This is a genomic window from Pseudoalteromonas denitrificans DSM 6059 (genome assembly GCF_900112265.1).
In the GTDB taxonomy this organism is placed as follows: Bacteria; Pseudomonadota; Gammaproteobacteria; order Enterobacterales; family Alteromonadaceae; genus Pseudoalteromonas; species Pseudoalteromonas denitrificans.
In genome coordinates this window covers 155,046-178,451 of the sequence record NZ_FOLO01000003.1, presented here as the reverse complement: position 1 = coordinate 178,451, position 23,406 = coordinate 155,046, and the positions used below count along the sequence as shown (strand labels likewise).

Genomic DNA, 23,406 nt, shown 5'->3' with positions numbered 1-23,406 from the left:
TTAAAACCAAAATTTGAGTTGTGATCATAGATTAGGTATTCATATTTCGCCATTCAAATATAAGTATAAATAAGACGCAATGTCATTTTAATAAAGGTTGTTAATAATGAAGAAAATATCTTTTTACCAAAGGAGGCGTTGAGTGATTGTAGAACAAATAGTAGTGAACTATATTTAAAAGCTAAATAAAAGAACAAAAGGATTTGTCTGTTATGAAAATTTTAATAGTTGATGATATGACCTCGATGCGTCATGTTTTAATGCATATGTTACGTGATATAGGCCATTCAGATTGTGATGAAGCCACAGATGGTCTACAAGCATTATCATTATTGTATAAAAAACAATATGATTTACTCATTACAGACTTACATATGCCAAACTTAGATGGTAAACAATTGTTAGAAAAGATAAGAGCAGAAACAGAGTTTTCAAAATTGCCCGTTTTAATGATTTCATCAGAAGATGAAAGAGCGAAAGTAAAAGAAATCATTGCAGCAAAAGTCACTGGTTTTATTGTGAAGCCTTTTAACTATAATACCTTACAAAAACAAATACTCAGAATTGATAAATGCACAGCTTAAGGCATTATTTATGTGATTTTAATTTAAATGTTTTTAGGGCCATAATAAATGGTTTTACATAAATCGCTAAAATACTATTATGTCCTGCGTCATACTGCCCAGCACCAAAAGAGAGCTTCCCCACCTTTGATGCTTTTATGTAAGTTCCAAATAATCTATCCCAAATAGCAAGGGCTGCACCTAAATTTTTATCAAAATGCACGGGGTTGTCACTATGATGTATTTGATGTTGTGCTGGACTTATAAATACAGACTCAATTTTATCACCCCAGCTTAGCCAAACATGAGAGTGGCGTAAGTTAGAGCCAAAAAAGTTAAATAGAAAGACAAAAACATTAGCACCTAAAATATCGTACATGCTTAAAGTTGCACCAAATAAATAATAGCCAAATCCAACGACAACGCCTTGCACTATTGCCATTCTACAAGCATATAAATAGCTTTCTACGGGATGTGAACGATATATTGTAAAGGGGGTTAACACTTTTGCTGAATGGTGTACCTTATGAAACTCCCATAAAAATGGCACTTTATGCAAAATCCAATGTAAGAGAAATCGTGTAAAGTCATCCACTAAAAAAAGTGCTGTCGTAAAAATGCCAATTATGGTCCAGTTAGGTAATGTGAAGGGCTCTAACTTTCCAAAACTTGATTCAAGTAAATCTGATAACCCTAATGCTATGGGCACCATAGTTAAAACAATTGGAGCAAATAAAAAGGCTTTTAAAATTTTATTAATGATCCAAAGTTTATAATCTTGTTTTGCACTTTCATGGAGCCAAATTTCTTTTGGTAATAAATATCTGAAAAAAGCGGGCAGGGTTTTAATTTTACTCACTTTTATAAAAACGGGTATGGATAAAGTAATGGCGGATATTAAATAAATTGCGAAAATACGTTTATTAGCATCGGTAAAATAATAAGGCAGTTCTAATAAACTTTTTGACAATATATCTAACACAAAAATCTCCGAACGCTTATTTCTAACTATTATGAAATATATTTACTTTATATTGTTTAATTTATATCAATAAATAATCAAAAAGACAGCCTAAGCTGTCTTTTTGATATATCATTTTATTAAAGGTTAAAACTGGTATTTATAACCTACAGAAAACAATCTTGGTTTTCCGGGTCTTGCACCGTATGGAATTCTGCTCACAACTTTAACTTCATCGGTTAAGTTATCTATTTTACCATATACTTTTCCATAATCACCTAACTCATAACTAGCAGAAAAGTCGAGTATTATTGAATTATCGGTGCTTTGGCCTTCATGGATAACATTAACATACGTTGTTTTGTCATCGCTTGCCCAACTTGTGCCAGAAGCTTCAGTCATGGCACCAACATATTTAATAGATAAGTTTACTTGCCAATTATTTGCATCTAACCCTAAATTTAAAGTAGCTTGGTTATTGGCTAAATAAGGTAATTCATCGCCAGGCTTAACATGTCCCCATTGCTCAAATTCAGAATATATTTCTTCTTTGAATTCACTTTCAGTATAGGTATAAACTAAACTAACAGGCATATCGATTTGTGAATTTAAAGAATAACTTTGTCTAAACTGGGCTTCCAGACCATAAACATGTACTTCACCAGCATTAAACTCTGTATCAAGATCATTTGCATCACTACAGCTGGACTGTGAACAACTTGCTTTTAGATTACTGTAATTGTTAAAAAAACTGACTACTTCAGCTTGAAAGTCATCATTATTATAACGACCACCAAATTCATAGTTGATGCTTTTTTCTACCTTAATTTCAGACTTTTGCTGTGGGCTCGTTGGTGAAAACCCTTGATATATACCCGCTAAAAGCCCTGAATTTTCAGATAATTTATAAAAACCACTGAGTCCGGGTAATAAAATACGCGTCGTTTTATCCTGCCAATTAGTTGTATCTACCTTGTCGTTATAGTGCATATCCATATACTCACCACGAAGCCCAGCAGATACGGTTAAGTTATTTATGGTTACAGAGTCTTCCAAGTAAATAGAAACGGCTTTTGTAGATTCAATATTTTGAGCTGCATCTTTAGCTGAGCCTTCAACTAGCTTTGCAAAACCATCTTGCATCTCATAATTTTCTTCAAAATGATTGCGATTTATTTCATCTTCATGCACCCTTACACCCACAGAGATATCATGCTCTAAATTAAATAAATTGAAACCAAAGTCAGCATTAAATTGAATACCTTGTGAAAAATAAGAACGATCATTTGTACCCATAATTAAATGTGTCGGCGTTTCACCATTGAATATTGAGTTCTGGCCTCCTGAAATGACTTGATACTGACGCTGGTGTTCTTCAGGAGCATCTAATATTTCAGAAATACTGAGATCTGTATTCGTTAAGCCATTTAACTTACGCCAAGCTCTTTGGTATTCATTACGGTAAATACGGGTTGTAATATTAATATCATCAGAGCTTAAATTATGGGTAAACATGACTTGTTTATGTTCGGTATCCATTTGTGCCGGCTGACTGGCTGCATATCTACGATATGGGTTTTCTTTAAAGTCTGTATCGGTTAAACCTAAATAAGTTTCATCCGATAACTCATCAGCATAAGACAGTTTAAGCTCAAATTTTTGATCAAATTTATCGCCATCAATTAAATAATTAAATTTTGCTAAAATATCATTTTTTTCAAAACCTGTATCACCACCGCCATCAAGTTCTTTAAAACCATCGGCTTCAAGGTGTACAGCTTCAACTAAAACACCAATATCATCATGGGTTTCACCAAAATAGGCATGTGCTTTAGCATAACCTTCAGAACCCAAAGATAAATCGATTGCACCTTCAGAGTCAATTGGTACCTGACGTGTGACTAAATTTAATGTACCAGCAACTGTTTGTGGACCATATTTTATCGCTGCTGGACCTTTAAATACTTCAACAGCACTCATGCGAGTTGTAACAGGGAAATAATAGGCTGCAGGAGCCGAGTAGGGCGCTGGGCCAATCAAAATCCCATCTTCTAATATGGTTATTTTTTTACTGCGTTCAGGGTTTACACCACGAAACCCGATGTTAGGTCTTAAACCAAAACCGTCTTCTTCACGAATATTCACACCTGGTACTGATGCTAATATACGGTGAATATCATCATACTCATGTTTCTCAAGTTCAAGTTCGGTTAGTAAAGTAGCAGAGCCAGACTCTGTTCTTAACTTATCGCTGTGACTGATAATTTGCATGTGCTCAACAGCTTTGCTTTGTACTTGTACTTCTTTTTCATCTGCAGTTACATTTAATGGATTAAGCAAAGTTGCAACAGATAAAGCTAATATTGTTTTTTTCATGTTAAGACCTTGCTTTAATCGTTATCGCCAGCAGAAGATTTTGGTAGTTCTAATGCTAATTTATTAATAAAGTCATTTTTAAGTTGATCAGTAATATCTTTGACTTTGGAATGTGCATGTTCGACTTTTTCAGTTTGAGAAGTCAGCGCATCATTAAGGCTAGACTCAATCGCGTCAGTGGCATTTTTAGCATCAGTGATGCCTTTTATGAGTGCATCTTTAGTGTCGCTGGCTCCTTCTTCAACTAAAAAATCATCAAACCCCGTTCTTTCTTGTGCATCAGCGCTGTTGCCAAGAAATAACATTTCAAATGCAACTAAGTTGGCTTTTATATTTGCTAATGAAAAGCCTGAGTCTAATGACTCAACATCTTGAGGGCATGACTCAAGGCCACATGAGTTAGGAAATTTACCTAAAGGTGTGCCTAATTTTTTATCTTTTACAATAGAGTCTGTATAAAACATGGCATCAGAAATCAGGTTAATTGCCTGATGCGTATTTTCAAAGCTATTACCTGGCTCACCGGCATTTTTAAGGGTATTAGCGTAACCTTGTGTACCATTCCATTTTGTTAATAGCTCTTCAGCATTATCAATAAGGTCTTTAGAAACTTCTTGAGCGAATTTACAACGTGCTACTTTTCTTTCTTGAATGCTTCGGCTATTCCAATCACTTAATGCATCATTCGCTGTAGTACAAGCATGACTATAATCAGTACTGAATAATAACCTTTGTATGGTAAATAGTCCGCGACGTGTAGATGTACGTGATTTTATATCATAAGGTTTATTTGAATCTAAATTAATAATGCCGTCTTCAAAATAAGCAACATCTTGGTCAATGCCGCAATAACTAATTGCAGGCCATGAATAAATTCTATTTCTTAGCTCACTTTCATTTTCAATTAAAGGACCCATTTGCATCACTTCAGCTTGTTGCCAAATTGACATCGTATTTTGCCAACTTAATTTTGCAGTGCTGAGTGACGCTAAAACGGGTGCATTATCATCAACATCTGGGGTAAAGTTTGACTCAATTGTGCAATAATCAGTAATTGCTGTTAATTGATTTTTTGATTGCTCAGAAAATGCTGTAAAAGTGGGGGTGATCACTTGATCGACTAAATTTGCAATTAACTTAGATTCATCAAATGTCGGTGTTGTACCACCATTATCAGGATTTTTAGTACCAAAGCCGGCACCTGAGCTACTAGAGGTGCTTTCACCACAGGCAGTCAATATTAAGGTAGTACAAATTGTCAGGCATAGAGCGTTAAAGCGAAAATTGAGAGCCATTATAATTCCTAAGTTTAAAAACAACAAAAAGGTTAGTGCCTAAAACACTAACCTTTAAATTGAAAATATTAAATATTACTTACCAGTTAACAACATTTTCAGCATTAAAGTCATAAGTAGCTTGAATAATATCACTCGCTTCAATTAGTTTTTCTTTGTATTGAACAATATTTTCTAAATCAGGTTTATCACCGACTAAAATGTGTAATTTAGCAAAATCAGACTCAGACATTGGTGAGAATGGGCTGAATTGGAAGTTAAGAGCAAAACCTTTCAGCTCACTCCAATGTTTAGCTAAACTGGTAAAGTTTTCTTGCGCTCCATTATCTAGATCTATTAGAACTGCATTTATATAATGAACTACGGTCGCCGCTATTGCTTTTTCCCATGCATCTACTGCAATATCGCGCTGTTTATTTAACTCTTCAGTTTCACTATCACTTAAAGCATTTGGAGCTGCTTCACTGATAATTTTACGTCCTGCAATAAATGCATTCATAGCATCAGCTGAAAAGTCAGTCGCAACTACTGCACCACGATCACGTTTACCCGCATTTGCAGAATTACCAAAAATCAACTCTGAATTTAAATCAATTAATAGATCGCCATTTGTATCATGTTGACCTTGGTATTCAGGACGACCACTTTTTTTAGCTATTTCTTCATCTGTATAAGCTAAGTAATCACGAGTAGCGCCAAAGTAACCAAAACCTTCGTCAAATTGATGCTCTAACGAAGTATAAGGTTTAGTATCTTTATCTTGCTTGGTGTTATCAGATGTTAAACCATCTTCAAGGTAATCATCAGTACCTTGTGAAAACATTATTGCACCCAACAAGTGTTTTTGTACTAATTGTTGTAAATCAAGACCTTCAGGCGTTATAAAAAGTTTTGAGATAGGGTTTCCATAATAATCACTGACTTGTTCACCGTCATTTGTCATTTGTACTTGAGAAACAATCACAGAAAATAAATGATTTAACAAGCCTTCAGGTGTTTTCAGCTCTGAACCAAAGTCAGTCCAACCTATAAATGTGCCTTCGACTAGCCAATTTTTAGTTTGTTTACTACTATCATTGCCAGCAATTTTACCTTTTAAAGATTTACCTGTCGAAGCAATGTCGGCAAAGGTTTTTTGTTTTAGATTTGTAATATCAGTAAAGGTAAATTCATTTTCAGCAATAGAGTCATAGTCTGCGAATAAAGCATTTAAATGACTTTCAACTTGTTCAGCTGTTATATTATTATCATTAACATGTGCAACGGTTAAAGTACCAATATATTTCTTTACTTCATTTAATAAAGCATGGCGTGCTATTTGGCCTGAATAAGAAACAGCTGATTTATTTTCTTCGAATTTGCTATTGAAGCCATAATAGTTTTCAAGCTGACTCACAGTCAGTGTTACGGTTTCTTCAACAACTGCATTCACATTATCAGATACAGAAATGGTCACATCGACAGTTTCTGAATCAATTGAAGCACCTGACTTTAAGATTAAAGAACTACCAGAAATTTCAAAATTTTCATCTGTTGTTGTAAAAGTTAATGTATCTCCAGAGTCAGAATCAGTGGCAGATATAGTTCCAGCTGTCGTGCCAGCTACATTTCCTAAAAAAAGTGCTCCATCTGTTAAAGTAACTTTGATATCTTTAGGTGCCGTATTTACAGGCTCAGCGACAGGTGTTTCTTTTTTATCGCTTGAACCACCACAAGCTGTAAGACCAAAAGTTGCAGCGAGTATAGCTGTTGCTAAAATAGATTTGCGCATATTAAACATTGATATCCCTTGATTCTATTGATATAAACTTTTTTATGGCTGCATTATATAGCCATAACAATGATAATCAATATCATTTGTAATAAATTTAACATTTTTACTATAAATTTGATTAATATCAAATTTTATATCATTAAATATACGTTGTTTTTGTTACCCTAACAAAAACCATAATATTTTGGTTTAAATCAAGATTTGTTCAATAAAGACTTTTAATTAAGTTAACAACAGGCTATGTTTTATCAGACAATAATAAATACTTAAGGTGTAAGAAATATGCAATTTAATCAACATATGCGTGAAGAACTTGATCTTATCTTAAAATTTCCACTTGAGAGCATGATGCAAGGCCTTAAAGTTCATCAAGATGCAGACCCTGTTCTTGTCGCAGCAGCAAATCGTTTATTTGAAAAAGGAATTATAGATCAAAAGGATGGGGGATATTTAACTGATTTAGGACTAGACTTAGCAGAGCATGCACAAACATTACAATCTGCGTTAAGTGCTTAAGATATTTTTTAAATTATTAACTTAATTATATTGCACGAATAGATGCTCACTTATATTAAATATAAGTGAGCATCTATTCGTATGATAATTTTTTATTTTAGATTGTTATTTAGCATCAAATTGGTTTTGTGGCGCCGCATCAATAAATGCCTGTAATTCATTACATTTTTCATATACAGCTGCAATTTTTGGATAAGCAGACATATCTACTTTAAATCTTAATGCATTAAATACTTGCGGAACTAAATTTATATCTGCGAGCGTTGGTGTATCACCACAACAAAAATTGCCATTATATAACTCTGACATCTCCAGCATAGCTTCTATTTTTTCAAAACCGACTTCAACCCAATGTTTATACCAAGTTGTTTTAGCATCGTCTGATATTTTTAATTCATTAGATAAGTATTTTAAGATACGTAAATTATCAATAGGGTGTATATCACAGGCAACAGCATAACTTAAATTACGTATTTGTGCCTGATGCCAATGATCCCCTGGTAGTATTGATGTATCGGGAAATTCGGCTTCAAGCCATTCTAATATCGCAAGAGATTGGCCTATATTGCCTTTTTCAGTTGCAAGCGCAGGCAGTAAACCTTGCGGATTTACATCTAAATAATCTTTTGAATTTTGTGCTGATTCCAATAAATTTACTGGCACTAATTCATGCTTTAGTCCTTTTAGGTTCAAAGCAATGCGTACGCGATATGCAGCCGACGATCTAAAATAAGTATAAAGTTTCATTTTTATCCCTTACTATCATTTTTGTAGTATTTTTTAATTTCACGCCAGCAATCTTGATAATTTAACTGACGTTCTTTCCCTTGTAACGCATATTTTGTAGGCGAAATAATATATTTTGATTCAAACATAAATGCTAATGTATTTTCATATCTTTGTGGTTTGAGTTCTGCGTTAGATGCTTTTTCAAAAACCTCAGCTTCTGGGCCATGGGGTGACATGCAGTTATGTAAACTTGAGCCACCAGGTACAAAACCATGTTCTTTTGCATCATATATACCTTCTATCAAGCCCATAAATTCACTCATAATGTTTCTATGGTAATAAGGGGGTCTAAAGGTATTTTCAGCAACCATCCAACGGGGTGGAAATACTACAAAGTCGATGTTGGCCACACCCGGTGTACCAGATGGTGAAGTAAGCACAGTGAAGATCGAAGGATCTGGATGATCAAAGCTCACTGTATTCATTACATTAAATCGCGATAAGTCATATTTATAAGGTGCTGCATTACCAGTCCAGGCAACAACATCTAAAGGTGAATGTTTAATATCACAGCGGAACATATTGCCATTAAATTTAGTGATTAATTCGAAATCACCTTCTTTATCTTCAAATGCAGCAACTGGATATTGAAAATCACGGTCATTAGCATAACCGTTTGCACCAACAGGCCCACGCTCTGCTAATTCATAGGCATTGCCATAATTTTCACAAATATATCCTCGGGCAGTATCTGTAAGTAGCTCAACATTAAATTTAATGCCCCGAGGTATGACTGCTATTTCACCCGCTTTAATCGCCAATTTACCACACTCGGTATGTAATATAATTTCACCTTCTTGTGGTACAAATAATAATTCACCATCTGCATTGCAAAAGTAACGCCCATCCATAGAAGTATTAGCAACATATATATGAATGCCTATGCCTGTTTGTGCATTAACACTGCCATTTGCAGCCATAGTGACCAATCCATCAACAAAGTCTGTTTTTGTTGTTGGCATTTCAATCGGATCCCAACGTAGCATATCTGGCGGAGTCGGAATTTCTGTGATGGGTGCACTTCTGATCAGGGCATTATCAATGGGTTCGTAATTACCTTGTACAACAGAGGGGCGAATACGATAAAACCAATTTCTTAAATTATGAGATCTTGGTGCTGTAAATGCGGTGATATTAAATTGTTCAGCATATAAGTCATATTTTATTTTTTGCGGACTAAACTGACCAATAGGGAGTGCACCTTCTAATGCTTCAGTTTCAAATTCATTGCCAAAACCTGTCATATATTGCAAGTTTTGCGTATTTATTTTTGTTTGGTTCATGTTTTTAAGCTCGACGTATTTTATAAGCTATATAAAAATACTCTCATGTGAGAGTATTATCAAATATTCTTGTGAGATTTATTGATGACAACTAAAAAAACAATTAATTTAAGTGATTTTTTGCCATATCGTTTAGCCAACTTAGCCAATAATGTCAGTGAAGCTTTTTCTGAAGTTTATTGCGATGAATTTGATTTAAGTATTCCACAATGGCGAATTTTAGTGAATCTATTTGAACATGGTTTAGTGACAGCAAAAGACTTAGGCGACCTTGCTGCTATGGATAAATCAACCGTGTCTCGTGCAGTTAAAATAATGCTTGTCAGAGGAGATTTAATTAAAATTGTTAATGAAAAAGATAAACGGGCTTATTATTTACAGTTAACAGAGCAGGGGAAAGACTTATACTATGCAATAGCGCCAAAGGCACTTGATTGGGAGTCTGATTTATTATCTGTTTTAGATGTGAACGAACAAAAAAATCTCATGTTAATAATAGACAAATTAGATAAAAAAATAGCCTTCAAATGAAGGCTATTTTATTGAGTCTCTAGGGAAAGACTACTAAAACTTGTAGCTTACACCAATTTTAGCTTGCCATGCTGAAGCTGTAATTGTTGAGTAGTTACGTGTATCACGACCACCATATACCGCATCAATTTTATAACGACCTTGGTCATCTAAACCACCAAAGTCATATAGTTTTTGATTTGCATATCTAATCTTACGCTCTACACCCCAGTCACTATTTAACATGTTAGCAAAGTTCTCTACCATGAAATAAACTTCACCAGAATGACCCTCAGCGAAACCAGGTATTTCTTGTTTAATACTGATATCCATAGTTGTTACCCAAGGCTGTGTCGCTTCATTTCTATCTGAGATAGAGCCAGAAGGTGCAATACCCGCTTCGTCTAAAATACCTTTTAGTTGCTCCCAAGATAAACCTGAATCATCCCAGTTTACATTTGGATCATCAGCACCAGTTGGAATATACGGTAAGTAAGCCGCTTGAGAATAAAAATCTGACGTATCACCGAAGTCGCCATCTTTGTACATGCCCATTGTATAGCTAAATGGACGACCAGAACGACGCTCAAAGAACATGTTAAAGCGCGTTGCATAGCCTGCAAAAAACTCAGTGGTATAACCTAAGTTTAGCTTAAAGCTATGCTCAACTTCATAAAAACCACGTGTTGCCATGTCTTGGTTACGATTCTTTATGATATTGTGCTTATAGTTACCTTGACCTTGAGATGCAGAACCGACATGATTCTCTTCAATATCTTGATGAGCATAACTCATTGTCATTGTCACACCGCTATCCCAAGATTTTGCAAGTGAGGTTGAGAAAATGATTGAACGACCATCATCTGGTGCATTAGTCATTTCAATATCAAAGTTATCTTCATAGATACTTTCATTGATCACACGAACACCGTCGGCTGCTGTTTTGCCTGAGTCACGAATACCCGTATTTATCCAAGTCGCTTCGTTCTCTTTCTTTTGGTACATCAATTCTGATGACCATAAGAAACCTTCACCTAAATAAGGGATATCTAGAGTATAATCAAAACCAATTTGAGCGCGTAAACTCGTTGGTAGTTCAAAGTCAGGGTCAATATAATTTACACTACCAGCACCAGGCTTTAAGGAATCTTTTATCTCTTGTGGTACAGCTGTAATATCTACTTGATTATTTGCATAATAGTCATTGATAACATTGTTTGGTGCTGAAACTAAAGTAATACCATCCATAGTGAATGGATTGTTATACCAAACATTTGGAATACCACCTTGGAAACGGCCTATGCCACCACGAATGACTAAATCATCGGTTGCGTAATATTTAAAACCCACTCTAGGTAAGATAACATCTAAGCCATCTAAGTTTTCTTGGTTACTGATATTATGGGTTTGAAAGAAATTACCATTTAATTGCGGTGTATCATCTGATGCTAAACGCTCATATCTTATGCCCGCTGTGATTTCTAAATCATCAGTTAAGTAGAAAGTATCTTCTAAATAAAGCGCAAAAGTACTGCGGGTTACATCATATGCTGTATCATCTGCATTGTTAGTATAGGCATTACCATAATTGAAGTCATAACTGCCGATTTCTTTATTGGCAAACATTTCTAAGCTATCAAAGTTCCAAGAACCTAAAGAATCTTCGGCAAATAAGTTATATAAATTTAGATTTTCGTATTGTGCACCAAATTTAATTTCATGATCATCGGTTAAATAAGTGGCATCAAATGAAATAACTAAGTTTTTAGTTGAAGCGGCATTAGCATGACGTTTTGAGTCAGTACCAAAATTAAATGAAGGCCCATTACGTTCTTGAACAACTTTTATACTCCCTAAGTCTGAATTTGTTAAGCTTTTTGATGAAACATCTTTATAGCTCACACCAATTTCAGTCGAAAAGTCATCACTCCAATCTGAATAAATTTTAGTTGAGAAGTTATTAAACTTGGTCGCAAATGTATAACGACGAGATGCTAACTGTACACTAGTACCGCCTTGACCTTCACCACGTGCTTCTTGATCATCTTGCCATTGATAAGTGAAGTCTAAACGATGCGCATCGCTAATATTCCAGCTTAATTTTGCAAGTAAAGTTTCGTTAGTATCTTCGCTATCACCACCTAAAGAGTCTTCAATACCATAAGTATTATTTAAAATACCCATAAACTCATTAAATTGCGCTTCAGATATTTTATATTCATTTACAGCACCACTATCAGCAAAACCATATTCAAGATCTTCTGTACTTTTCCAATTATTGTAGTTAACAAAGTAGAAAAGCTTGTCTTGAATGAGTGGGCCGCCAACATTAAACCCCATACGTTTTACTGTTTTATTTGGTTTTACTTTCTTTTCTTCAAAAGTTTTATGGTCAGTGCCATCTAAGAATGATTGACCTGGATAATGTTTGTCACCATTTGCATCAACAACTGTTTCTGTATATAAAACTTCAGAATTTACCAACGAGTCACCTGCTAACTCCGGAGAAGACTGCTCATAAAAACCTGAAAATTTGAAATCGTTAGTACCCGATTTTGTTACTGCATTAACAGTACCGCCACCAAAGTTACCTTTTTTAGCTGAAAATGGTGATACATCTACAGAAATTTGTTCAATTGCATCAAGTGCTACTGGCGGTTGCTGAGTTGGGTAACCACCAAAATTTAAACCAAAATCATCATTTTGACCTATGCCATCAACACTTAAGCTGTTAGATCTTGGATTACCACCTGCAACCGTCATCTCACCACTACCATTAATGCTTACTAATGGGTTTAAACGGGCAACATCTTTTATGTCACGGTTAAAGCTTGGCATGTCTCTTATAGCAGCTTCACCAAAAACAGAGCTTGCACCACCAACATCTTGTAAAATACGCGTACCTGAAACTTCAATTGTTTCCATTTTTTTAGACTCTAACTGAGACTTTAAACGCTCAGTTTGACCTAAAGATAAATATATATTTTCAAACAAGTCATCATTGTATTTATCAGAATCAATCACAACACGATAAGGACCACCAACACGCAGACCTTTAGCAACAAATACACCATTTTCGTTTGTTATTAATTCTTTTGTAGTGCCTGTAGGTTGATGAACAACAGTAATTTTAACATTTGCAGCGGCATCACCTTGTGGAGTCAATACTTTACCGCGCATAGCTGAAGATGTTTCTGCAGCGAAAGCACTTGTCGATAAACCAAACGCAAAAATTAATGCGCCGGTGATCTTCGATAGTTGATGGTTTTTCATTTAGTCGTTTCCCGTATAACAATTATTTGAAAGTTAGTTTGCTTTTATAAAAATTATTTACTTCTTATTACCTAAGGCATTAACCAAAGGTTTTGCTGATTTATCGAATATGGTATTCAATAAACCTGCTAATCTGATCCCACCTTGCGTTAGTCTTGTTTTCATAACAGGTGTTTGTTCATAGACGTAGTTGTACTTATAATCCGCATTGCCCACGTCATATAATTTTTCAGCAATATAAAATGACTCTAATATCCAGTCTTTTGGTTGACTGTCTAAATAGTTTGCGAGAGTGGGCTTATTATTTGTATCTAAAAAATTCGTAAACTCTGTAAATGAAAGGTTTTGGTTTTTAACCAATAATTTATCCCAAAGTGTATGCAGGTTTGTTTCTTCGCCAAAAAATTTAACCTTGATGCGATTGCCGCCTCTATCTTCACTATGACCTACATGCATGGGCTGATGAATGTCACCAACTACATGAACTAAAAACTTTAAGTAAAAGCTTTTATCATCTAAAGATGTCGAAGGGCTTTTAAGAATGGCTGTCGCTTTAAGAATTAATGCGTAGGCATCTGTTATTTTACCGTCAGTGGCTGAGATATTATATGAGGCAGGTTTAAAGTCTGATGCTTTGCTTATGTTGACATAATGCCATTTGCTTGATTTTTTTTGCCAAAATTCAGAGGGGTTTGAGCGCATTTCATCTGGCCAGGTTGATACTTGTGCCAGCTTTTCACCTTTTAATAAAGGCGCAATTACATTTTTAGTAGTATCGGTTAAATGATTTTCAGCGATTTTAGCAACAATTCTATGGCCGTTTTGGCTCCATGCCGCAGCATAATTTGATAAACCAAGTGTTAATGTTGCGCAAATACCAATAATTACTTTATTTGTTAACCGTTTTTTCACTAATTCACCTAATTGCAAAAATTTACAAATTATTTGTTTCGATTACTTATTTTCACGTTTTTATTTTTAAATAGAAAGGACTTAACAGTATTCATCATTACTTATTAACAAATCTTTAAAATCAAAGGCTTATAATTCATAGGTAAAATTACCTATTGCAATAAGTAAAAAAACTTGTTCAAATACCAACTAGTAAAAGTTAGCTAAGTGAAACAGTGTGATAGCAAAACGTGTATTTTTTAAAAAAAGAACAATTGTTACATTTTTGTGTACCGCAATTCTAATTGTTTTTTATCTCGGATTAACAAGTTCAACTGTAAAAAATCATTCTATACCTGTTTTTTTTGATATTTCTGCACAATGTCAAACAAAGAGCACCACAAATGAAAATAATCTAGTGATATATGTGCCATCTGAGGTTGTAGCAAAACAAGTTTCGCTAAAGCTATGTAAAGATGATGTAGTTGCAAAGCAATATGGACAGGTAATGGTTCATTGGGGTTACAAGCTAGGTGACTCTGTAGAGTTTCTAGGTAAAGGCATTGCAGATCTGATACTTGCTAAGGAAAATATTATGCAAGCTTTTATGGCTGAATCTACTTACAACTATCAGGCTGTTCTTGGCTACTCAAGCTACACTGCATTTTTTATTTCTTTAAAGGAAAAACCTAAACTTAATAAACTCTATTTTTTAGATAAAAAAATTGGTTTACTTGACTACCCCACAAGTCGTTCAGGCCATATTTTACCAAAAGCCTTATTTAAGAATTTAGCAATTAATATCGCGCACTTAGATGTAACTTATGCAAGCTCTCATGAAGGACTGCGAGCGCTATTATCAAGCGGAAAGGTCGATTTAATTGCTTCGTACTGGAAAGCTGATGATGAAAAGAACTTTTCACTTAACTATATAACACCTATGAGCGATCAAATTAGTGGTAGTAAATGGTATTTAAAAATGGATTTAGAAAATACTGATTTATTATGTGCAGTTCAAAAAAACCTTTTAGAATTGGCTCAGGAGCAAAGTGCCTCATACTTCAATCAAGTAAAACTTTATAAATCATGTCCTTCAAATATAATATTAGGGGAGGGCTAATAATGGGACAAAACATTAAGCTTACGATCACATTCATCCTTTTTTGGCTCGTTTTTCAAATTACCTATGCCATAGGTATGTTTGTTAACCAAAACAGAAACATTAACACTTTTATTAACAGTATTGAGACCAGAATTGCGCTAGATTTACCTAGATTAAGTTTACCTGACCAAGTATTTAATAGTGTTGGCGACCAAAGTGCCGTACTTACTTATATTGCCCAATTTAATGCACAATTAGAAACACAAAACTCACCTGTGAAAGTGCTTGCAATCAAGGGCTTTAAGATTGGGAGTTTAAAACAAAACTTTACCAGAATTAATAAAGCATTATTAGCACCCGGACAAACAATTGAAATTGAACTTGCTGTTAACAACTTAGCTATTTTGCAATATTTACATATAGCGCCATTACTATTTGCCTTTGCATTTCTCTATTTATGTTTAAGTCATATCAATCATTGGCGAGATGATAATGCAGACTTATTATTTGATGAAGAACAAGATAAAACCCCCATATTAATAATAGACTTAAAGAGTAAAGTGATTATTAACAGTCAAACCCAAGTTAGTATACCTTTAGCAAATAAACCTTTGTGTTTTTTTATAGCGCTTACTGAGTTTTGTATTTTAGATAAGGAAACAGTGTTAAATCAAAATAAAGACTTACCCTTAGAACTCACAGACTTAGCAAATAAATATTTTTTACGTTTAATTGAGCTTGGTCATACAATCCGTAAACGACCCAACTTTACAAATAGTTTAGAAAAAACTTTGAGTGAAATTAGAGCGGCATTAGATGAAGTTTTTATTGATTATCCTGAAGTTAAAGCGATTTATTATCCGCCTAAGGCCTCAGGAGAAGGCTCTCGTTCTAAATTGCATCATTATGGTTTAGCAATGATCGAAAGCCAACATATTGAGCTTATAGGTAAGTAATTTCGTTTTGAGGTAAATAAGCAGCTGCATCAATAGGGCTGTGTTTCATTAAGTACTCTTTTAAAACTTCTGCATCAATATAGTTTGTTGCAACATAGCTTGGGTGTTGGTTAAGTTTAGGGTAACCATCACCACCTGCTGCATTATAGCTATTAATACTAAAACGATATATTTTATTGCGTATTAATGCTTTGTTTTTAATTTTAATGTTACTCGCTTTGCCATCTTTTAAAGTAAGCGATACTCCGTAAAATTGTGTATAAGCGCCAGCATCTGAAGGGAAGCTTGCAACAGTTGTTAAGAATGATTGAATTTCATCTCCTTTCATTTCAACATAAGTTAAACGGTTTTTAAAGGGGTGAACTGTCAATACATCTTTATAATTCACATCCCCACCTTGAATAGAGTTTCTGATCCCACCACCACTTATCACGCCAAAATCAGCATTTACTTTTTCCATTTGTGCGGCTGCAATTAAACGCCCTAAATTTGTTTGGTGAAACCTAACATGATTACGCTCACCATCTAAATCACCTTTTAACTTTGCTATGCTGGCACTGAGTTTAGCCTGACCTTTTTCTTGGTATTGTTTCAAAAAGGAATAAATAGCAGGGTCATTTTCAATTTTAGCTTGGGTTAATATTTTTGACTTTTTACCATCTAAAATGACAGTTTTTTTATAGTTCACAGGAATAAGTTTATAATCAGTTAATACCAAGTTACCTTCAGTATATTCAAACTCTGCTTTGCCAACGTATTTGCCCCATTCATGGGCTTGTACGATCCAAGTGCCATTTTGACGGTCGGGTGTACATTTATCGCCTGGTTTAAAATCAGATTTATAAATATTGTCACTTGCCATACAAGCGGGTTCCTGAGAGTGACCACCTATGATCATGTCAAGTGTGCCTGTATTTAAACTTCTAGCAAGGCTAACATCTCCGGGTGCATTGATACCGTGTTTGGCATTAGAGTAATGTCCCATATGTGTCACAGCAATGATAACATCAGGTCTTTCAGTGGCTTTTAACTTTTTAACAAGATTTTGCGTTACATTTTTAGGCTCTAAAAATTCAAGGTGGCTAATATATTCTGGATTGCCAATTTTTGCAGTATCTGTTGTTGTTAAACCTATGACTGCGATTTTAAGCCCATTTTTATTAAAGACTTTATAGCCTTGAAATGCTTGTTTGCCTGTGGTTTTATCAAATATGTTCGCCGATAAAAAAGGAAAGTTAGACCATTTCTGTTGTTTCTTCAATACTGATAAAGGATTATCAAATTCATGATTACCTATTGCCATGGCATCATAACCCAATAGTGACATGCCTTTAAAATCAGGCTCCGCATGTTGCATGTCAGATTCTGGTATACCTGTATTTATATCACCGCCCGATAATAATAAAACTTCACTGCCATTTAATTGTGCTTGAGCTCTTAGTTTATCTATTAATGTTTTTCTGGCAGCCATACCATATTCACCATCTTCATTTTGCCAAAACCGGCCATGGTTGTCGTTGGTATGTAATATGGTTATTTTTTTTGGTTCTGATGAGTTGGTAACGGAAAAAATAGTACAGGCAGACAATGTAATACAACCAATAATTACGACTGTTTTATGAATGAAGCTTAAAAGCATAAATAACCTTTTATATGTTAAATCACAGATATCTATCTAATTTTCATATTGAACTTTATGTTAAGTTTAAATTTTTTAGATAAATATCTGATACTCAGCCAAGCATAATAACTTTTTTTTAGTGAATTTAAAATTGTTTAAATGTCTTTATTCATTTTTTTGCAATAAATACTGATAAATGACTATGTAACCAAATGTTACTCTTTGTGCTTGAGTGTTATCAGGCATGTTATTAACTGGTTTTTTATATTTTTCCTGTTTATCCTAGGTGCATTAATAATAACTAAAAAAGATTTATAATGAAAAATAGAATAAGAAAAATCACCTTACCTCTTTTTGCCTTAAGCATTACGACATTTTCAAACAACACACTAGCGACCATAGTCGAATTTCAAACAAGTCAGGGAAACTTTCAAGTTAACTTATTTGATGAGACGACACCAAAAACGGTTGAAAATTTTTTACATTATGTAAAAAACGAAAAGTACTCGAATGTTTTGGTTCATCGTGTTGCAAGTGAAAATAGTGGTGGCACAATCGTTCAAGGTGGAGGGTATAAAAATTCAGGCTCATATCTAACAGCCACAACACCCCATATCGAAACAATTTCTTCGGTTACAAACGAGGCTGTATGGTCAAATGTAAAAGGCACTATTGCGATGGCTAAAGTGGGAGGTTTCCCGAATAGTGCAACGAGCGAATGGTTTGTAAATTTACATGATAATAGTAAAAACGGTTTCGGATTAGATACACAAAATGAAGGTTTTACAGTTTTTGGTCAAGTAATTTCGGGATTGGAAAATTTAGAAAAAATTGCTGAATTAAAACAATGTAGTTCAATGCCGATGCTTGAATGCACTGAAAGTGAAGAAAACTTTGTAACAATATTACAAACAAGTGTCATTGATGATGATCCGGCGTCAGCAAATACACTGTCACCTGTAAAAAACACCTTAATAAATCAAGTTACCACACCTGATACTAGCAGCAGTAGTGGTGGTTCATTAAATTGGTTGATGTTATTGGGGATCTCACTGATATCTTTACGCAAAAAATTAAACTAATCGTTAAAAATCAGTTTATCGTTTAAATAAGAGCAATTGACGTTTTAGCGTTTAATTGCTTTTAGAGGGAGCTGATAAAGCAGTGTATGCGGCCAAAAATAGTGGCCGACACTGCCATATTGATTATGAAAACCGACCAATAGCATCATGAGTTTATGCTAATCATCTAACTTTGTTATATTTTCTAAAGCGAGCATAAAATCTTTATTAATTTTAAGCCAAGTAATTTCTAACGCACCTACAAGTGCTTGATAACCATCTTTGGTTAAAGTTGTTTGCTCTGTAAAATACTCTTGCTGAATAATAGAAATATCACCATCGGTTTGATGTTTAAAAATTTGCCACATTCCTGCTATTTCTGCATTATTATTTAATCCGCCATTAAAGCGCGTTAATGTCCATTTAACTTCATAAAAGGCATGTTTTTTTGCAATTAAGGAGATATGAGGTGTACTTTTAGTCAGTACTAACCAATTTGTTTCTAAAGATGCCAAATTTCCCTGAGTAATTGAGAGTAACATTTCATCTGGTGCGCTATTCCATTGATGCCAATTCGCATTTTGAAATTGTTGTTTTGATATTCGCATCGCAATGCCGCGATTGTTTAAGCTGCTTGGTAATACAATATCCGAAATCACAAGAATTGCATTATCATCTTTTTTAGTAATGCTCAGTTTGTTATTTTGACCATAAAACTGATAATAATGTATATTATTAAATGCGGCTTTATGACTACAAGATGAAAGCATTATTATTATGATAAAAATGAATGAAAAGCGCATTACTTTAAGCTCCTAGGTTCAATGTCTTGAGTTTTATTTCTATCAAAAATAAACATATCTGGTTGTTCATTCAAATTACGTAAAAATGGTTGAAGCTCTTGAGTTAATTGTTTTAATTGGCTCATCGTTTTATGCATTTGTTGATAAACCTGAGAGCCTTTCTCATAATCACTCATTGTTTTTCTGAACTGCTTCATTGTTTTATCAAACTGAGCCATGCTTTTAGTAACCTGTTGCATGCTTTGATTAAAATTGTCTGGGATAGCTTGTGTTTTATTCGCTTTAATTAATATATTTAATTGTGTTGCCAAAGCCTGATATTCAACCATTGCATTTTCAAACTGTGTTAATGAACCTTCGATATTGAGTTTATTAAATTTTGTTAATACCTCAGAGACTTGATTAGTTAAAACACTAAAACCACTTGAGATACTTGGCAATACATTATGCCCTGCTATTTTCTCCATAACATATTTAGGCGCATCAGGGTAAATATCTAAATCAATATATAAAGCCCCGGTGAGTAAGTTCCCTGGCTTTAATGATGCGCGCATGCCTTTATTAAGCCAAGTTAAAAGGTTGTTTTGCCAAAACTCTTTTGAAATTTTTGCATTATGAAATATGCGTTTATATTCGACTTTTATTAATACGGGGACTCGTATATCTTCAGTGCCAAAATAAGCAGGCTTATCTCCAACCACCAGCATAGCCGGAGACTCTACAACTGTACCGATACGTATACCTCGATATTCTACAGGCGCTCCTGGATTTAAACCGCGTATTGATTGCTCAAATTGGATCACAAAGTAATCATATAAAAAATACCTTTGCTCTAACGCTTTTTTGTAATTTTTGCTTAAAGAAAATATATGCCCTGCAGAGACAATGTCGCCTGCTTTTTCTCTTTGTGGCACACTAAAAGAAATTCCTCCTTTCAATAGTTTACTTAAAGAACCTGTTTTTACATTTATGCCATCAGCAGACAAGTCAACTTCTATCCCTGAATTAACCCAGAAAACAGTATTAAAAGTGACTAAATTTTGAAAAGGTGCCTTTATGAATATTTGATAAGACATGGTTTGTTCTTGCCAGTCAAAGTGAGCCGCTTCTATTTGACCTACTTCATACCCTTTGTAATATAAACCTGTACCAACTTCTATTACTTGGGAATCACGACTTAATAAACTATAGCGCCCACCTTTGATATCATTTGCGATAAGAGGCGGTTCGGTTAAAAGAGTGAAATAGCTATTTGATTCTTTTGAATTACCAGGAGAAAACTCAAGGTAAACACCTGATAACAATGTATTTAAACCGGATACTCCAGCTTGATCAATGCGAGGTTTTACAACCCAAATTTTTGCATCATTAGTTAATAAGTGTTTATAACGCTTATTAATTTCAGCCCGAGCCATAACATATTTTTGGTTATCAGATAGCTTTACATCCGTAATAATACCCATATTAACACTGCGAACTTTTATTTGGGTTTTACCTGTAATAATGCCTTCTGCATGAGGCATTCGAATAAAAATCTCTTCGCCTTTATCGTTTTGATATTGAAATACCATCCAAATACCTACAAACAGTGCAATGAAGGGTAATATCCAAATTGGTGAGATTTTTGGCCCTTGTGTAATATTGGCTGTTTGTGTCATTTGTACTCCTGGTTTTTATTATGAAAGCGACTTTTTGCCTGTGTAGTATCGATTGAATCCCAAAGCAAACGCGAGTCAAATGCATGAGCGGCTAACATAGAAGTAAAAACCATGGCGGCAAAAAATATTGCACCAACGCCGGGTGTGATTGACATCAGGGCGCCTAATTGAACTAATGCCACTAGAACTGCAACAACAAAAACATCTAGCATTGACCATTTGCCTATAAATTCAGTTAATTGATACATTTTTGTATACTGATACTGGCTTGCATAATCTAAAGTATTTTTATAGGTCACAACATAACACAGTAAGGTTAAAACAAATATTTTTGCTAGTGGAATTATGATACTCGCGATAAATATTATAATAGCAATTGGATATGACCCCATTTGCCATAAGGTCACAATCCCCCCTAAAATTGTTGAGGGTTCGTCTTGATTTAATACCCAAGTATGCATAATAGGATAGTAATTAGCTGGGATATATAATATTAATGATGTCAATAAAAGTGCCATAACTTTTTGAATACTAAAAGGATAGCGACTATATGTTTTACTATGGCACCGATCACAAATATTTGAAGATATTAATTGTTGGCAATTATGACACGCCCTGTAATTGTGCTCAATTGCCCGAGCAGGAGTGCCTATCAAAGGTCTATTATCAACCATAGCAATATGTTGCCAAAGCTTATTTTTATCAATATGGGTCAAGCACATTAAATAAAAAAAGATAAAAGCTGAAAATGAAAAGAAACTGAGACCAAAACTGATATCCGCAATAGACATAATTTTGATCATGCTGATCAGGATACCAATTAAAAATATTTCAGACATCACCCAGGGAATAAGTATAAAAATCATTTTTAATAGTTTACTGGCATATGTTCTCGGCAAGATTTTTAATAAGCCAATGTGAATTAAAATAAAAAAAACAAGTAAAGTTAAAGGTAAAAAAATAATCGTAATATCTATCAATATACCTAAGAGAGGACTGTTAAACTCAAACAGTATTTTACCTGCATCCAGTAAAGTAATCGTTTGAGTAATGCCTTGTTCACTAAAAGAAATAAAGGGATAAAATAGGGAGCTGAGTAACATTGCAATAGCACAAATACTTAGTGCAACAACTTTTTGTTCACTGTTGTTTTTTCCTAAGGCTATTTTGCTTCGACAATTTGGACAATAAGCAACTTGTGTTTTTTGCAATGATGCAATATATACAAGTTGATCACAATGTCTGCATGCTAAATGTAATTGCATTATGATTTATAAAAACCATTTAAGGGCATAAAAAACCTAAATTTAAATTATGGAAATAATAATTATGACATAGATTATACATATGTATGAATATACTACCAAAAGTATGCCACTATGGCGGAAAATATTTATAACCGACTCTTTCAATCGCAAAATTTTTTACTGTGACATATCTCCTGTTTTTTACTTTCCCATTGACTTAAAATTGATTGTGATACAGCTTTGAGGATAGGGTGGTTAATTGCTAATTCTTCTGCAAACTACTCCTTAAATAATTTCTCTGTTTTGTGTAATACACAAGTGCTTTTGAAAATTAAGTTCTATTAAGCTTCATTTATAAACCATATATTTTATGTCATATCTATCAATTTTATTTGAAAACAACATAGCGAGGTTATTTTCTTGCGTCTACACTATTAGCATTGTTTAACGGATGATTAATTATTTAAAAATCTTGTTTTTAAAGGAAAAAGCATGAGAAATATGATGTTAATTTATTTTATATTGTGTACATCTTTACAGTAAACGCTACAACAATTGCACTGGGGGTTGTTAAAAAAATAGAAGTTATTACAACGCAAGTTGGTAAAGATGGACTGCCTTTATTAGGCACACGCTCAGCTAAAACAGCAAAAAAACAAATCGCAATGTAGCGGTGTAATGAAGGATAAAATGTCTACGTCGTCAATAACAACGAACTCGTTGTAAA

At 34.1% G+C, this 23,406-nt stretch carries 19 protein-coding genes; 7 read left to right on the top strand and 12 right to left on the bottom strand.

The features are described from left to right. The first annotated feature begins 212 nt into the window (after positions 1-212). Positions 213-584 (top strand): response regulator, encoded by a 372-nt coding sequence (locus BM088_RS03450; protein ID WP_091979956.1) that lies wholly within the window; start codon positions 213-215, stop codon positions 582-584. 4 nt (positions 585-588) lie between these two features. Here the strand turns inward: BM088_RS03450 and BM088_RS03445 are convergent, their stop codons facing one another. From BM088_RS03445 to BM088_RS03430, 4 genes are all read right to left on the bottom strand, one after another. Continuing rightward, positions 589-1,545 (bottom strand): sterol desaturase family protein, encoded by a 957-nt coding sequence (locus tag BM088_RS03445; RefSeq protein ID WP_091979954.1) that lies wholly within the window; start codon positions 1,543-1,545, stop codon positions 589-591. A 126-nt stretch (positions 1,546-1,671) separates the two neighbouring features. Beyond that, positions 1,672-3,900, bottom strand: coding sequence for a TonB-dependent receptor family protein (locus BM088_RS03440; protein ID WP_091979952.1), 2,229 nt, complete (start codon positions 3,898-3,900; stop codon positions 1,672-1,674). 14 nt (positions 3,901-3,914) lie between these two features. Further along, entirely contained in the window at positions 3,915-5,195 is a 1,281-nt protein-coding gene (locus BM088_RS03435) for an imelysin family protein (protein ID WP_091979950.1), read from the bottom strand. A gap of 79 nt (positions 5,196-5,274) precedes the next feature. Beyond that, positions 5,275-6,975: a DUF4856 domain-containing protein gene (locus tag BM088_RS03430; protein WP_091979948.1), complete on the bottom strand. Its 1,701-nt coding sequence runs from the start codon at positions 6,973-6,975 to the stop codon at positions 5,275-5,277. Positions 6,976-7,251: 276 nt separating this feature from the next. Between BM088_RS03430 and BM088_RS03425 the strand changes: the two genes are divergently transcribed. After that, positions 7,252-7,485, top strand: coding sequence for a TIGR02647 family protein (locus BM088_RS03425; RefSeq protein WP_091979946.1), 234 nt, complete (start codon positions 7,252-7,254; stop codon positions 7,483-7,485). Between the two features lie 105 nt (positions 7,486-7,590). Here BM088_RS03425 and maiA read toward each other — a convergent pair whose 3' ends face one another. Together maiA and hmgA are read right to left on the bottom strand one after the other, a co-directional pair. Then, positions 7,591-8,232, bottom strand: a complete 642-nt coding sequence (maiA, locus tag BM088_RS03420; RefSeq protein WP_091979944.1) for a maleylacetoacetate isomerase — start codon at positions 8,230-8,232, stop codon at positions 7,591-7,593. A gap of 2 nt (positions 8,233-8,234) precedes the next feature. Continuing rightward, positions 8,235-9,557 carry a homogentisate 1,2-dioxygenase gene (gene hmgA, locus BM088_RS03415; RefSeq protein WP_091979942.1) on the bottom strand — a complete coding sequence of 441 codons (1,323 nt, stop codon included), beginning with the start codon at positions 9,555-9,557 and terminating at the stop codon, positions 8,235-8,237. An 84-nt stretch (positions 9,558-9,641) separates the two neighbouring features. Here hmgA and BM088_RS03410 point away from each other — a divergent pair, with 84 nt between their 5' ends. Then, positions 9,642-10,088 carry a MarR family winged helix-turn-helix transcriptional regulator gene (locus tag BM088_RS03410; protein WP_091979940.1) on the top strand — a complete coding sequence of 149 codons (447 nt, stop codon included), beginning with the start codon at positions 9,642-9,644 and terminating at the stop codon, positions 10,086-10,088. A 33-nt stretch (positions 10,089-10,121) separates the two neighbouring features. Here the strand turns inward: BM088_RS03410 and BM088_RS03405 are convergent, their stop codons facing one another. Both BM088_RS03405 and BM088_RS03400 read right to left on the bottom strand, forming a co-directional pair. Next, positions 10,122-13,340, bottom strand: coding sequence for a TonB-dependent receptor (locus tag BM088_RS03405; protein WP_091979938.1), 3,219 nt, complete (start codon positions 13,338-13,340; stop codon positions 10,122-10,124). 57 nt (positions 13,341-13,397) lie between these two features. After that, complete coding sequence (locus tag BM088_RS03400; RefSeq protein ID WP_425439270.1) at positions 13,398-14,252, bottom strand: S1/P1 nuclease; 855 nt, start codon at positions 14,250-14,252, stop codon at positions 13,398-13,400. 217 nt (positions 14,253-14,469) lie between these two features. Here BM088_RS03400 and BM088_RS03395 point away from each other — a divergent pair, with 217 nt between their 5' ends. Next, positions 14,470-15,351, top strand: a complete 882-nt coding sequence (locus tag BM088_RS03395; RefSeq protein WP_245763743.1) for a type 2 periplasmic-binding domain-containing protein — start codon at positions 14,470-14,472, stop codon at positions 15,349-15,351. 2 nt (positions 15,352-15,353) lie between these two features. Further along, positions 15,354-16,289, top strand: a complete 936-nt coding sequence (locus tag BM088_RS03390; RefSeq protein WP_091979936.1) for a hypothetical protein — start codon at positions 15,354-15,356, stop codon at positions 16,287-16,289. Here BM088_RS03390 and ushA read toward each other — a convergent pair. Next, the gene (gene ushA / locus BM088_RS03385; RefSeq protein ID WP_091979934.1) at positions 16,276-17,928 is read right to left on the bottom strand and encodes a bifunctional UDP-sugar hydrolase/5'-nucleotidase UshA; all 1,653 of its coding nucleotides are present in this window, start codon (positions 17,926-17,928) and stop codon (positions 16,276-16,278) included. The two genes, BM088_RS03390 and ushA, sit on opposite strands and share 14 nt — an antisense overlap. A 299-nt stretch (positions 17,929-18,227) precedes the next feature. Between ushA and BM088_RS03380 the strand changes: the two genes are divergently transcribed. Further along, entirely contained in the window at positions 18,228-18,992 is a 765-nt protein-coding gene (locus BM088_RS03380) for a peptidylprolyl isomerase (protein WP_091979932.1), read from the top strand. 158 nt (positions 18,993-19,150) lie between these two features. On the opposite strand, the gene BM088_RS03375 is transcribed toward BM088_RS03380, so the two are convergent. From BM088_RS03375 to BM088_RS03365, 3 genes are read right to left on the bottom strand one after another with little or no spacing between them, the layout of a single operon-like run. Beyond that, positions 19,151-19,774: a PqiC family protein gene (locus tag BM088_RS03375; RefSeq protein ID WP_091979930.1), complete on the bottom strand. Its 624-nt coding sequence runs from the start codon at positions 19,772-19,774 to the stop codon at positions 19,151-19,153. Then, positions 19,774-21,432, bottom strand: coding sequence for an intermembrane transport protein PqiB (gene pqiB / locus BM088_RS03370; protein WP_091979928.1), 1,659 nt, complete (start codon positions 21,430-21,432; stop codon positions 19,774-19,776). The genes BM088_RS03375 and pqiB overlap by 1 nt, the downstream gene beginning before the upstream one ends. Beyond that, positions 21,429-22,697 carry a PqiA/YebS family transporter subunit gene (locus BM088_RS03365; RefSeq protein WP_091979926.1) on the bottom strand — a complete coding sequence of 423 codons (1,269 nt, stop codon included), beginning with the start codon at positions 22,695-22,697 and terminating at the stop codon, positions 21,429-21,431. Before BM088_RS03365 ends, pqiB begins: the two co-directional genes overlap by 4 nt. Positions 22,698-23,203: 506 nt before the next feature. Here BM088_RS03365 and BM088_RS27105 point away from each other — a divergent pair. Beyond that, the gene (locus tag BM088_RS27105; protein ID WP_177207941.1) at positions 23,204-23,350 is read left to right on the top strand and encodes a hypothetical protein; all 147 of its coding nucleotides are present in this window, start codon (positions 23,204-23,206) and stop codon (positions 23,348-23,350) included. The last annotated feature ends 56 nt before the right edge of the window (positions 23,351-23,406 follow it).